Below are 12,496 nucleotides of genomic sequence, written 5' to 3' on the forward strand. Positions count from 1 at the left end.
GCCAACGCTCAGGCGTACCATGTCGTACGACGACATACTACATAAATCGCCACCCCGACGCTGACGCGCGCCACCGCCCCGTCCGCCGACGCCCGACCGGAGACACGCTTGAACCCGCCCTCGCCCGCCCTGCCCGGACGCGACCCGCTCGCTTCCGCCGTCTCGAAAGTGAAATGGCACGTGCTGCCGCTCGTGCTGATCATGTTCATCGCGAACTACATCGATCGCGTGAACGTCGGCTTCGTCGATCGCCACCTCGAAGCGTCGATCGGCATCGGCGCGGCCGCGTACGGGCTCGGCGCCGGCCTGTTCTTCGTCGGCTATGCGCTGTTCGAAGTGCCGTCGAACCTGCTGATGCAGCGCTACGGCGCGCGCGTCTGGCTCGCCCGGATCATGGCGACGTGGGGCATCGTCGCGGCCGCGATGGCGTTCGTGTGGAACGACACGTCGTTCTACGCGCTGCGCTTCCTGCTCGGGGCGGCCGAGGCCGGCTTCTTCCCCGGCGTCGTGCTGTACCTGTCGCAATGGCTGCCGCCGCAGGAGCGCGGCAAGGCGATGGCGATCTTCCTCGGCGGCTCCGCGTTCGCGTCGGTGCTGTCCGGGCCCGTGACCGGCGCGCTGCTGTCGATCCGCGGCTTCGGCCTCGAAGGCTGGCAATGGATGTTCCTGATCGAAGGGCTGTTCTCGGTCGCGCTGTGCGGCGCGAGCTGGCTGCTGCTGAAATCGCACATCCGCGACGCGACGTGGCTCACGGCCGAAGAACGCACGGCGCTCCAGAACGCGCTCGACGACGAACGCGCGACCCGCGACGTCCGCTCGAACGTGCCGGTGCGCGCCACCGCGCTGCTGCGCGATCCGCAGATCATGCTGTTCTGCTTCCTGTACTTCTCGATCCAGCTGACGATCTACGCGGCCACGTTCTGGCTGCCGACGATCATCCGCAAGATGGGCGGCCTCACCGATTTCCAGGTCGGCCTGTACAACACGATTCCGTGGATGATCGCGATCGGCGCGATGTACGGCTTCGCGGTGCTGTCGTCGAAGTGGAAGCATCCGCAGCGCTGGCTCGCGTGTGCACTCGTGCTTGCCGCATGCGGGCTGTTCGCGTCGACGTCGCATGACCCGGTCTGGTCGTTCGCGTCGATCTGCTTCGCCGCGCTCGGCTTCAAGGCCGCGTCGTCGCTGTTCTGGCCGATCCCGCAGGGCTATCTCGACACGCGCGTGGCCGCGGCCGTGATCGCGCTGATCAACTCGGTCGGCAACCTCGGCGGCTTCGTCGCGCCGACGGCCTTCGGCTATCTGAAGCAACATACGGGTTCGATCACGGGCGGCCTGTATGCGCTCGCGATCGCTTCGCTCGTCGCCGCGGTCGCCGCGCTGTTCGCGCGCACCCACCGGCGCAGCGACCCGCCGCGCGGCCTGCCGGCCGACGCCTCTTTCACGAACGCTTCGATGCTCCGCCATGCCGACCACTGACCGCCTGACCGTCGTCGTCTCGAATGCCGCCGACGGCGACCTCGCCACGTTCTCCCTCGCCGGCGACGGCACGCTCGCGCCGCTCGCCCGCCATGCCGCGGCCGACGTCGCGATGCCGATCGCCGTGCAGGCCGACCGCACGCGCCTCTACGTCGCGACGCGCGGCGAACAGCCGACGATCGTCGCGTTCCGCGTCGTACCGGCCACCGGCGCGCTCGTGCGTATAGGCGCGACCGCGATCGACGCGAGCCATGCGTACCTGTCGCTCGACCGCAGCGGCCGCTGGCTGCTCGGCGCGTCGTACGGCGGGAATTCGCTGAGCCTCTACGACGCCGCGCGCGTGCGCGACGGCGACGGCACGCCGCTGCAGGTCGCGCCCGGCATCGCGAATGCGCATGCGGTGATCGTGTCGCCGGACAACCGTTTCGCGTACGTCAGCTCGCTCGGTTCGGATCGCGTGTTCAGCTTCGCGCTCGTCGAGGATGCGGCCGGCGTGCGCGCGCTCGAACATGGCGAAACGCGCGTGCCGGCCGGGTTCGGGCCGCGTCACCTGCGATTCGCGCGCGACGGCCGCGCGCTCGTCGTCGTCAGCGAATTCGACGGCACGCTCGCGACGTTCGCGCGCGACACCGACACCGGCCGGCTCGGCGATGCCCATGTGAGCGCACGCCATCCGGCCGTCGCCGAACTCGCGCGCGGCCATGCGCGGCCGCCCGCGCCCGCCGAGCCGTCCGTCTGGGCCGCCGACCTGCACCTGACGCCCGACGAACGTTTCGCCTACGTCAGCGAGCGAACGTCGAGCCGCCTGCTCTGCTATCGCCGCGGCGAAGACGGCACGTTCGAACCCGCGCACGCGACCGCCACCGAGACGCAGCCGCGCGGATTCGCGATCGACCCGTCGGGACGCTGGCTCGTCGCCTGCGGCGAACAGTCGGAATACGTGTCGGTGTACGCGATCGCGCCGGACGACGGCACGCTGACGCCGCACGCGCGCGTGCGGGGCGGACGCGGGGCGAACTGGGTCGCGATCGTCTGACGCAGCGGCACGTGCGGGATGATCCCGCCGGCACATCATGTGGGCCGGTGCAGGCCCGCGTTCAGCGCCGCTCGCTCGGCGCGACGCCCGTCCAGCGCTTGAACGCACGCGTGAAATTGGCACGATCCGTATAGCCGACGCGCGCTGCGATCTCGTCGACCGGCAGCCGCGTGCCTTCGAGCAATCGCAGCGCGTCGCGCAGCCGGATCTCATCGAGCAGCGCCGAATAGGTCGCGCCGTACTCGGCGAGCTTGCGCTTGAGCGTGCGCGCCGATACGTGCAGCTCGCGTGCGACGTCGTCGACCGACGGATAACCGCGCTCGCCGCAGATCAGCAGGTTGCGCACGCGCTCGACGATGCTCTCCGCATAGCCGAGCCGCGCGAGTTCGGCCTCGCACTGCTGGACGATCATCTGTGCGGTGTGCGCGTTCGCGGTGCCGATCGGTTCGTCGAGCAGCGCGGCGTCACAGCGGATGCGGTTCGCGCTCGCATCGAAATGGCAGCGCGGCAGCCGCGCGCGATAGCGCTCGAACCACGGGGGCTCGGGCCATTCGAAATGGAGTTCGGCACGCGAGCGCAGCGTGCGCCCCGGCACCGGATACAGCAGCGAATTGAACAGGATCGCCGTCTCGACCAGGAAGTTCTCGACCGCGAACTGGCGCAGCCGGCCGAGCGGAAACGCTTCGAGCACGTCGATGTCGACGATTCCGTCGAGCTGCGCGAGCCGCACCGAAAAGAACGGCACGCGGGTCGGCAGGTAGCGGATGCCGAGCGCGATCGCCTCGCCGAGCGTCGCGCAGCTCATCAGCCCGAAGCCGATCAGCCCCGCTTTCGTCAGGCTGCTGCGCAGGCCGATCTCGATCGCGATCGACGGATCGCCCGTCGCATCGAGCAGGTTGAAGACGATCACCGCCTGCTGCAGCGGCGTGATGCGCGCATCGGGCTGCGCGAGCCGCTCGCGCTCGACGCCCGAGCCGGCGAGAATGCGGCCGCCGTCGATGCCGCGCTCCTCGGCCAGCATCAGCATGAACAACGCATACGCGGACGATACCGTCGCCTTGTTCAGCTGGCGCGCGGCATCCGGGGCGGACTGGGCCATGCGGCGGACTCCGGAGCGGTTTCGGCGGATTGTAGCGCCGCTGGCCCGCAATGACACCGGGGCGCGACTCTAGCCGCGCGGGCCGGCCATCGCGGCCCGAAATGACACCACCATTGGCACCCACGGCCCTCGCGCGCGGCCCGGCGCGCGCCTATGCTTGTCCCATCGGCATTGCGCCCCACTCTTTCCGCAGGACACCGGTCGATGAGCCAACCCGCACGAACCGCCTTTCGCCACGACGCGGACAAGGTCGCGTACGTCCGCCGCGAGGTCAACGCCGCGAGCGACGCGATCCGCGCGCGCTTTCCGCTGCTCGACAACCAGAACCTCGTCGGCGCGACCGTGATGGCGGTATCGGTGAGCGCGATGCTCGCGATCGCGTGGCTGTACGCGCGCGGCGCGATCGCGTGGTACGTCGCGCTGCCGCTCGCCGCGTTCGTCACGTCGCTGATCCACGAGCTCGAGCACGACCTGATCCACCTGATGTACTTCAAGAAGACGCCGTGGGCCTATCACCTGATGATGGCGCTGTGCTGGCTCACGCGGCCCGGCACGATCAATCCGTGGACGCGGCGGCGGATGCACCTGCACCACCACAAGGTGTCGGGCGGCGAATCGGATCTCGAGGAATTCGGCATCACCAACGGCGAGCGCTGGGGCGTGAAGCGCCTGCTGATGATCGCCGACGGCATGCTCGCCATCGTGCTGCGGCCGGCCGCGATGCGCCGCAAGGTGAAGCAGTACGTGGCGGCGCAGCCGGTGCAGGATCCGGCGGAGCGCCTGCAGTTGCGCGTCGAGCAGGTATCGTCGTACATGCCGGTCGGTCACGTGTATTACGTGCTGTGGCATGCGTTCATCGTCTATCACGTCGGCCTGTTCGCGCTGCATGCGTTCGGCGTCGCGGTGACGGTGCCGGCCGTCGTCGAACGCGCGATGAGCGTGGTCGACTTCCTGGCCGTGGTGTGGCTCGGGCCGAACTTCGTGCGCAGCTTCTGCATCAACTTCGTCAGCTCGAACATGCATTACTTCGGCGACATCGATTCGCGCAACGTGATCCAGCAGACGCAGGTACTCAACCCGTGGTGGATGCTGCCGTTCCAGTTGTTCTGCTTCAACTTCGGCAGCACGCACGCGATCCATCACTTCGTGGTGCGCGATCCGTTCTACATTCGCCAGTTGACCGCGCGCACCGCGCATGCGGCGCTGCGTGAAGTCGGCGTGCGCTTCAACGACGTCGGCACGTTCGCGCGCGCGAACCGCTGGGGCGGCTATCGCCCGTCGCGCGGCACGCGCAACGCGCAGGCCGACGCGTAACGCCGGCCGCGCACCGGATCGGTCGCCATCAGTCGCCGATCGGCGGCATCGGCCCCTGCCCGCGGATCCACGACCAGTTCGCGAGCTCGGCCATTTCCTTGTCGCCGCGGCTGTCGCCGTACGCGAACAGCTGCTTCGGCGGCCGGTCGCCCCACCACCCGCGCAGCCGCACGACCTTCTGCGGCCCCCAGCAGTTCTCGCCGTCGAGCCGCCCGGCGAACACGCCGCGCTCGAACGCGAGCCGTGTCGCGAGCACCGCGTCGAAGCCGGCCGTCTTCGCCCACTTCTCCAGGTACAGCGACGGCGATGCGCTCACCAGCACGACTTCATGCCCGCGCGCCCGATGCTCGCGAATGCGTTCGAGCATGTCCGGACGCACGAGGCTCGGCAGATAGGTGTCGACGAACGTACGCGCCTGCGCATCGAGCGCGTCCTCGCGCACCGGCCCGAACGCGAACTTCGCGAAGGTCGCTTTCGCGTCGCCGCGCGACAGCAGCCCGGCCTTCATCGCGACGATCCACGGCAGTGCGCGAAGCCCGGCCCACGCGAAGCGCGGCGTGCCGACCGCATAGCGGACGAAATGGCGAAAGCTGTCGGTCGTCGTGATGGTGCCGTCGAAATCGAATGCGGCAACGATGCGGTCGGTCATGGAGAATCGGCGGGAAAGCGATGAGATGCCCGGGAAGATAGCAGACTCGCGCCGGTGCACGCGAAATGACGTGAAGCAGCGCGGCCAGTGCAGCGAACGCACGCGCGGCCACAGCGCATGCGTTCGCGCCCCTCGTGCCGTTCGCTCAGCGCGGCGGCCGCGCCGCCAGGGCCGCCGGCAGCACGACGTTCATCAGGTGATCGGCGCGCGACAGCAGATCGGTCACGCGCTCGTCGAGCCCGCGCAGTTGGGCCGGCTGCATGCGGATCTGCTGCACCGCCTGCCCGACGATGTTGCGGCGGTCGAACAGCGTGCGCTCGACACCGGCATCGTCCGGTGCGCGCACGACGTCCGACACCGCGCTCAGCGCCGCGAGCACGACCACGAGGTTTTCTTCCGCATGGCGAACCTTCGCGGCGAGTTCCTCGGTACGGCGCGGGAAGAAGCCGAGCGACTGCTTGAGCGCGCCGAGCGCGGCCCGGTAGTCGACGTGCGCCGACGCCGCGCCGAACCAGCGCTCGAACATGCCCGCCTTGCGCGTTGCCTGCGCGAGCATCCCGGCCATCATGTCGGCGGCTCCAAGTTCGTTGAATTCGCGCGTCGTCGCCGCGACGGCTTCGACGAGGTTGCCCGCCGTCTCCAGCGCGCCGTCGCCGATCGTCGCGACCGTCGCGAGCTTGAGCGGCACCAGTTGCCGGATGTGCCGCTCGATGCGCGGCGCGTAGTCGGGATAGAGATTCGGGAAGCGGGCCTGTGCGGCGCGGAAGCACGCTTCGAGCTGCGGGTGGTTCGATTCGCCGAACACCGCGCGACCGATCGCGTCGGCGGGCGCCGCGCGCACGGCCCGGTCGGGCGCGGGCGTCGGCCCGAAATCGAGCGCCTGCGGCGCCGGCCGCTCGGGCGCGCGCGACGCCGGCACGACCGGCGCGGCCGCCGCGGGCGGTGTGTCGAACGCAAGACGCCCGGGCGTGCGCTCGGGCGTCGTATCGAACTCGAGCCGCTTGGGCTCGTCGGACGGATTCGTCATCGCTGCTTCCTGCCCGGCGCGACGGTGGTGTTCCGCACGCCGGACTGCCGCCAGTCAGACCGCGCCGCCGTACGCGCGCACGAAGTCGCCGAGGCCGCGGTTGTAGCCGGCACCGACCGCCTTGAACATGAAGTGGCCGTCGCGGCGATAGAAGCTGCCGACCTGCACCGACGTCTCCATCGAGAAGTCCTCCTCGAGCGTGTACTTCGCGATCACCGCGCCCGATACCTCGTCGGCGATCTGGATGTAGCTGTTGCGAACCTGCCCGAAATTCTGGCGACGCGCTTCGGCCTGGTCGATCGTCACGACCACCGAGATTTCCTCGACGTCGGCCGCGAGCTTCGTCACGTCGATGAAGATCACTTCGTCGTCGCCGTCGCCGCTGCCCGTGCGGTTGTCGCCGCTGTGCACGACGCCCAGGCACTTCGACGCGGGCATCCCGCGCTTCGGGAAATCGTCGCCCGGCTGGATGAAGGTTTCCTTGCGCTCCATCGTGCGCACTTCGCTGTTGTAGAACACGAAGTGCTGATCGGAAATCAGCTTCGGATTGCTCTGCGCGTCGTACTTGCACAGGAACACCGACACGTCGAGATCGAAATCCGTGCCCGTGTCCGTCGCGTTCGCGTCCCAACCGAGACCGATGCGGAATTTCTGCGTGCCGGGCGCTTCCTTCGACAGGTTGACGCGACCGCCTTTCGACAAATTGATCATCTGAACCTCTTCTGCTGGAACCGCCGTTGCGCCGGCGGCAATGCCGGGCCGCACGGTGCGGCCTCTTCGTTGATGATGTTCGCGCCGCGTGACGCGCGCTTCTTACTTGCCCGCCACCACGGCGCGGTCTTCCCTGCGCTGCACGACGATCGACGACCACACGGCCGCCGCGATCATCGCCGCGCCGATCAGGCCCGTGACGACTTCCGGCACCTCGAACTTCACGCCGAGGAACATGATCGTCGCGAGCGCGCCGATCGCCCAGAACGCGCCGTGCTCGAGGAAGCGGTACTGCGCGAGCGTGCCCTTCTTCAGCAGCACGAGCGTCATTTCCCGGATGTAGGCCGCGCCGACGCCGAGGCCGAGTGCGATCAGGAAGATGTTGTTCGACAGCGCGAACGCGCCGATCACGCCGTCGAAGCTGAACGACGAATCGAGCACTTCGAGGTACATGAAACCCGCGACACCTTCGCGCACCACGCGCGTGCCCGTGTCCTCGCCGCCGACCAGATCGCCCACGCCGTGCGCGATCACGAAGCCGATCACGCCGAATGCGCCGGCGAGCAGGAAGCTGACCTGCTCGGCTGCCGGCACGTAGAACGACGCGACGATCACGATTGCGAGCGTCAGCGCCACTTCCAGCGCGGTGATGCGGCCGAGATGGCGCATCGGGCCTTCGAGGAAGCCGATCCAGTGCTCGTCCTTCTCGGTGTCGAGCATGAACTTGAAGAACACCATCAGCAGGAACGCGCCGCCGAACGCCGACACTTCGTGATGCGCGGACGTCAGCACCGCCGCGTACTTGTCCGGCGATTCGATCGCGAGCGTCAGCGCGTCCCACAGGCCGATATGGCCGATCACAGCGACGATCAGCAGCGGGAACACGAGCCGCATGCCGAACACCGCGACCGGCAGGCCGAAGACCATGAAGCGGTTGCGCCACTTCTCCGACCAGTTCTTGAGCACCGATGCGTTGACGACCGCGTTGTCCAGCGACAGCGAAATTTCGAGCACGCACAGGACCGCGACGATCAGCATGTCCTTCACGCCGCCGAGGAAATAGGCCGCGACGAGCGCGAGCACCGTGAGCGACAACGGGATCTTGAAGTCTTTCAACATGATGGGGTAACCGAGTTCAGAAAAATGAGCAGGCGGGACGCGCTTACTTCGCGCGCACCCAGTCGCAGAATTCCTGCGTGATCAGGTGTTCGTAGATCTGTTCGTCGCTGAGGTCGAGCGATTCGAGATGCAGGAAGCCGACGTTCGGCATCTCGTCCGCGACTTCCGCGAGGAAACCGAATTCGCTCGGATCGCCCACGCCGACGAGCGACCAGTACAGCGGGAAATGCTGCGACTCGGCCAGCAGCTGGCGCACGCGCTTGCGGTCGTTCGTCGGGTTCTGCCCGTCGGTGACGAACAGCACCCACGCGGGCAGATGGCCGTTCACCGGCGCGGCGGCTACCGGCGCGGGCGTGGCGTCCGCGCCGCCGAACAGCCGGCTCAGGAAGCCGCGCTTTTCCTCGCGCTTCGGCTCAGGCGCACGGAAGAAGAAGTCGACGATGTCGTTCATCACTGGCGCGTACTGCGTGCCGCCCCACTTGTCGATCCGCGCGTTGAGCACGTGATCGGAGATGTACGAACCGTAGTTGTCCGGCGTCGCGGTCGGCAGGCGGTCGTAGCCTTCGGTGAAGGTCCACGTGTCGACTTCGCCGTTGTCGTCGAACTTCAGCGCGATGCCGAGAATCCGGTCGTGCGTGTCCTGGATCACGCCCGACTGGTACAGCGGCTTCGCGGAGCCGGAGATGTCGAGCGCCGCGCCGACGCGCACGACGGGCGGCTTCAAGATCTGGCGTTTTTCGAGGACGATCGCGACCTTCGCCGCGCGCTTCTCAAGCGTAATCATGCGGTGTTCTCTCGGTTCTTTCAGTTGTGCTTCGGAGCGAATCGGGTGATCAGGTCCTGTTCGAGCTGGCGCAGGCGCGGCGCGTCCTGTTCGCGCTGGCGCTTGCCGTCGGCGATGATCTGCGTGATGTCGTCGAACGCGCCGAACAGCTGCTGCTGCGCGTATTCGAACGTATCGGTCGAGATCACCGGACGCTGGCCGAGCTTCGCGACTTCCTGCGCGTTCTGGCGATTCAGGTCGGCCTGCGCGCGGATCGCCTCGTCGGCCGCGTCGTACGTCGCGTTCGCGAGCGCCGCCGCGCGCTTCGTGCTGAGCTGCTCGAGGTAGAGCGCGAACGCGTTGGTCCACGCGGGGATCAGCACGGTCTTGATCGTCATGAACTTCGACGTCAGCGTGCGTTTCTGGTCCTGCTCCATCCGGATCTGCGGCGCGAGCTGCTTCGACATCAGCATCGCGCGGTCGAGGTCGTCGAGCTTGCTTTCGAGCGCGTCGACCTTGCGCTTCACGTCGAGCAGCCGCTGCGCGGCGAACGCGTCGTCCGCCGGCTGCTGGCCGGCCGCGAGATGCGCGCGCAGCGTCGCGAGCGCCGTTTCGCCGTGCGCCTTCGACTGCGCGAGCTCCTGGTGCAGCGCGTAGTTGTCGTTGTACATCCGCTCGAGTTCGTCGATGCCTGCCTTCTGGCGCTGCGCATGGGTTTCGAGCTCGACGACGAGCGTATCCATCCGCTTGCTCACCGACTCGTATTGCGACAGCAGCTTCTCCTTGGTCGAGCGGAACAGCCGCGTGACCTGCGTGAGCAGCCCGCCCTTGTCGGCGCCGCGCGGGTCGAGCCCCTTCGCGGTCGCGATCAGTTCGTTGAGCTTGTCGCCGAACTGGTCGGCATCCGATGCGCGCACGCTCGCGAGAATCTGCTGAGAGAAGGCGGCGATCCGCGTGCCCTGCGTCGCGCCGAGCTGGTCGATCTCGTCGACGGTGATCAGGCGGACGTTTTCGACCGGGCGCGCTACCTGTACGGCAACGGCGGCGGCGGGCGTGGCGATGGGAGACGAAGACGGGGCGGAAGGACGATCGCTGACCGCATGGGCGTTCTTGTCGTCGAATAGCGGCTTCATGTGGCTACCACGTTTCCTTTTTCTGCTTTCTGCTGCGTGTTGTCATGCGCGCGACGCGCGCATCCGCGGTTGCCACCGTGCTCTCTCACGGGCGGCAGACGGACAATAAAGGGCGACGATGCGGTGCGTCAAGAGATGCGGATCTTTCAAAATCCATACACTTTGTAATGTGTGTGATGGAAATCTCGGTACCGCTCCGGGTGACGTAAGGATAAATGCCTTGATGGAGCGTGAATCCGGACTTCGCGGGAAACGCAGGCAGCGAGCGCGCGAAAGTATTTTGAAAGATTTCAGCTTTTGCTATTCCGCTGATTGTTACAGATTGCTTAACGCGGCAAACGCGATTGTCGCGATATGTCAGGCGGCGGCGAATCCATGGATTCCGGCCACGCGGACCTATGACACGTTGCGACGATCGTCTGGTGACGGGATCTACTCCGAATAGCCTTGCGACGTCGGACGCGCGTCGAGACGACGGCCCCACCACGGCAAGTACGCGTTGTTTCCGCCGCGAGCGCGGAACCAGTCCTTGCTTGCATCGATCGGCGTCAGCTTCGACGGTGCGACGACTACCACCGCCGTTGGATGCTCGGTGTCGGCCGTTCCCGCCACGAGCACGTTTCCGCCGAGGTGACTAACGCGGCCAATCGCCAGCGCGACATCGGTCAACGCCGCGCCGGCCCCCATGTCGCCAAGCAGTGCCGACGTATTGAAGGTCTGTGCGTGGAAGTCGTATTCCGGCCGTAACTGCGTCAGTGATTGCGACAGCGCGGCGACCTTTGTCGACGCGGCATCGCTGCCCTTCCCTGCATCGTGAATGACGTAGTTCAGCGACGAGACAGCCACGCCGGCATTGCTCGCCGCCGCGTCGATCGTCGAGACCCATGCCTGCACCGCGCGGCTCGTGCCTTGCTTCGTCTCGAAATCGTCGACGTTGCTGCGTGCAGCTTTGCCGATCCATGCCAGCGGCTCACGTTCGGTCTTCAGATCCGGGCCGGCGAGGAACAGCACCACCATGTTCTCGTTGATCTGTCCGTCACTCGGCGGGAAACTGGGTGCGTCCCAGTTCATCACCCAGACGCTTTTGTCGGGGTGTGTAGCCAGGTAATCCAGCGCAGCATTCAATGACGTGAAGCCGGCATTGCCGTGTCCCGATGTCACGTGTATATCGGGTGGCGTATCGCGGCTCCAAAGATCTTTTGCGGATGGATTCCCGATCTCGTAAGCATTGACCATTTCATCGCGCAAAAACGTTCCAGCAAGCGCCGGATCCAGACGAGCATTCGGAATGGCAAGCTCGACGCGAATACCAGCCAACTCCCGCCATTCATTTTTATTATCAGATTTAACCGTATAAAAATAATCCGAGCTTGTCACGTAATGCGTACGAAACAACACAAGAAGCTTACGAATATACTTCTTATAAAACCCCGCAAACGACTCACTGCCCCGCTGTCCGTCCGCCACAATGGAAATTGCTTGCAACGACGAATATTTTTGGGGGTTCGTCCGAACCATATCGTCGTTGCTGTTCGGCTTGACCAGCCCGAGCGTCCAAAGCAACTGCCACTCAGTCGGATAATCACGGCGCTGCAGCGGATTGAGCCATTCAAGGCCCACAACCTGGGCAACGAACGGCACGGCGGATGCCCCGTCGACGGCGTGCGCTGATGTGGTGTTCATCTCCGCACGTACCGGCAAGGCCAACAGGATGGTCGCCGCCGCGATCACAACGGACCCGGCGCGTCTGACAAGCGTAAAACGGGACATGAAGATTCCTAATCGAGCCGATCGGCAAAGCGTTGGCTGCCGATCCCGCGGCACCGGAGCCCGTCGGAACCGGAGCGCCGTCTTCATTCCAGATGGAAAGGCCCTCGCGGCAACCGGCCCGGCAACTCATTCCCGCCCGGACGACACCAGACTCGAAATCAGCGTCGCGCCACACGATGTCTTGTGACCATCGAATGCGGCGGGCTTGCCGTCGACGATCACCTGCGGATCGCCTTCCGCGATAAAGCAGGCCTGATGTCCCGAGATCGGGCAGACACAGGTATCGCCGAGCCGAGCGACCGGCCGCCCCATCACCTCACTGACCGCACTACCGGTCACAACCTGGCCGCCGTGGCTCGTCGCATCGCCGACCCGAATGATTCCGCGCACGCGCGCTCC

The 12,496-nt window shown here is 66.5% G+C and carries 12 protein-coding genes; 3 read left to right on the top strand and 9 right to left on the bottom strand.

Annotated elements, in window-relative coordinates:
• The first annotated feature begins 108 nt into the window (after window positions 1-108).
• Both WJ16_RS11285 and WJ16_RS11290 read left to right on the top strand, forming a co-directional pair.
• Window positions 109-1,476 carry an MFS transporter gene (locus tag WJ16_RS11285; protein ID WP_069257125.1) on the top strand — a complete coding sequence of 456 codons (1,368 nt, stop codon included), beginning with the start codon at window positions 109-111 and terminating at the stop codon, window positions 1,474-1,476.
• Window positions 1,463-2,512: a lactonase family protein gene (locus WJ16_RS11290; RefSeq protein ID WP_069257126.1), complete on the top strand. Its 1,050-nt coding sequence runs from the start codon at window positions 1,463-1,465 to the stop codon at window positions 2,510-2,512. The genes WJ16_RS11285 and WJ16_RS11290 overlap by 14 nt, the downstream gene beginning before the upstream one ends.
• Before the next feature lie 61 nt (window positions 2,513-2,573).
• On the opposite strand, the gene WJ16_RS11295 is transcribed toward WJ16_RS11290, so the two are convergent.
• Window positions 2,574-3,611 (bottom strand): AraC family transcriptional regulator, encoded by a 1,038-nt coding sequence (locus WJ16_RS11295; RefSeq protein WP_069257127.1) that lies wholly within the window; start codon window positions 3,609-3,611, stop codon window positions 2,574-2,576.
• 204 nt (window positions 3,612-3,815) lie between these two features.
• Here WJ16_RS11295 and WJ16_RS11300 point away from each other — a divergent pair, with 204 nt between their 5' ends.
• On the top strand, window positions 3,816-4,925 hold the full coding sequence (locus WJ16_RS11300; RefSeq protein ID WP_069257128.1) for a fatty acid desaturase: 1,110 nt from the start codon (window positions 3,816-3,818) through the stop codon (window positions 4,923-4,925).
• 28 nt (window positions 4,926-4,953) lie between these two features.
• Here WJ16_RS11300 and WJ16_RS11305 read toward each other — a convergent pair whose 3' ends face one another.
• The 8 genes from WJ16_RS11305 to WJ16_RS11340 form a co-directional block, all read right to left on the bottom strand.
• Window positions 4,954-5,574, bottom strand: coding sequence for an HAD family hydrolase (locus WJ16_RS11305; RefSeq protein ID WP_069257129.1), 621 nt, complete (start codon window positions 5,572-5,574; stop codon window positions 4,954-4,956).
• Window positions 5,575-5,719: 145 nt separating this feature from the next.
• On the bottom strand, window positions 5,720-6,601 hold the full coding sequence (locus WJ16_RS11310) for a hypothetical protein (RefSeq protein ID WP_069257130.1): 882 nt from the start codon (window positions 6,599-6,601) through the stop codon (window positions 5,720-5,722).
• 54 nt (window positions 6,602-6,655) lie between these two features.
• A complete protein-coding gene (locus WJ16_RS11315) occupies window positions 6,656-7,312 on the bottom strand; it encodes a TerD family protein (RefSeq protein WP_069257131.1) in 657 nt (218 codons plus the stop codon).
• Window positions 7,313-7,414: 102 nt separating this feature from the next.
• Entirely contained in the window at window positions 7,415-8,431 is a 1,017-nt protein-coding gene (locus tag WJ16_RS11320) for a DUF475 domain-containing protein (RefSeq protein ID WP_069257132.1), read from the bottom strand.
• Between the two features lie 43 nt (window positions 8,432-8,474).
• Window positions 8,475-9,215, bottom strand: coding sequence for a VWA domain-containing protein (locus tag WJ16_RS11325; RefSeq protein WP_069257133.1), 741 nt, complete (start codon window positions 9,213-9,215; stop codon window positions 8,475-8,477).
• A gap of 20 nt (window positions 9,216-9,235) precedes the next feature.
• Window positions 9,236-10,327: a toxic anion resistance protein gene (locus tag WJ16_RS11330; protein ID WP_069257134.1), complete on the bottom strand. Its 1,092-nt coding sequence runs from the start codon at window positions 10,325-10,327 to the stop codon at window positions 9,236-9,238.
• Window positions 10,328-10,759: 432 nt separating this feature from the next.
• Complete coding sequence (locus tag WJ16_RS11335; protein ID WP_069257135.1) at window positions 10,760-12,097, bottom strand: virulence factor; 1,338 nt, start codon at window positions 12,095-12,097, stop codon at window positions 10,760-10,762.
• Between the two features lie 126 nt (window positions 12,098-12,223).
• Window positions 12,224-12,487 carry a PAAR domain-containing protein gene (locus tag WJ16_RS11340; RefSeq protein WP_069257136.1) on the bottom strand — a complete coding sequence of 88 codons (264 nt, stop codon included), beginning with the start codon at window positions 12,485-12,487 and terminating at the stop codon, window positions 12,224-12,226.
• Between the last annotated feature and the right edge of the window lie 9 nt (window positions 12,488-12,496).

Origin of the sequence: Burkholderia metallica (assembly GCF_001718555.1) — a bacterium.
In the GTDB taxonomy this organism is placed as follows: Bacteria; Pseudomonadota; Gammaproteobacteria; order Burkholderiales; family Burkholderiaceae; genus Burkholderia; species Burkholderia metallica.

Coding starts and splice junctions, on each gene's coding strand:
- WJ16_RS11290 (WP_069257126.1), top strand. CDS start 1,463: ATGCCGACCACTGACCGCCTGACCGTCGTCGTCTCGAATGCCGCCGAC.
- WJ16_RS11295 (WP_069257127.1), bottom strand. CDS start 3,611: ATGGCCCAGTCCGCCCCGGATGCCGCGCGCCAGCTGAACAAGGCGACG.
- WJ16_RS11300 (WP_069257128.1), top strand. CDS start 3,816: ATGAGCCAACCCGCACGAACCGCCTTTCGCCACGACGCGGACAAGGTC.
- WJ16_RS11305 (WP_069257129.1), bottom strand. CDS start 5,574: ATGACCGACCGCATCGTTGCCGCATTCGATTTCGACGGCACCATCACG.
- WJ16_RS11310 (WP_069257130.1), bottom strand. CDS start 6,601: ATGACGAATCCGTCCGACGAGCCCAAGCGGCTCGAGTTCGATACGACG.
- WJ16_RS11315 (WP_069257131.1), bottom strand. CDS start 7,312: ATGATCAATTTGTCGAAAGGCGGTCGCGTCAACCTGTCGAAGGAAGCG.
- WJ16_RS11320 (WP_069257132.1), bottom strand. CDS start 8,431: ATGTTGAAAGACTTCAAGATCCCGTTGTCGCTCACGGTGCTCGCGCTC.
- WJ16_RS11325 (WP_069257133.1), bottom strand. CDS start 9,215: ATGATTACGCTTGAGAAGCGCGCGGCGAAGGTCGCGATCGTCCTCGAA.
- WJ16_RS11330 (WP_069257134.1), bottom strand. CDS start 10,327: ATGAAGCCGCTATTCGACGACAAGAACGCCCATGCGGTCAGCGATCGT.
- WJ16_RS11335 (WP_069257135.1), bottom strand. CDS start 12,097: ATGTCCCGTTTTACGCTTGTCAGACGCGCCGGGTCCGTTGTGATCGCG.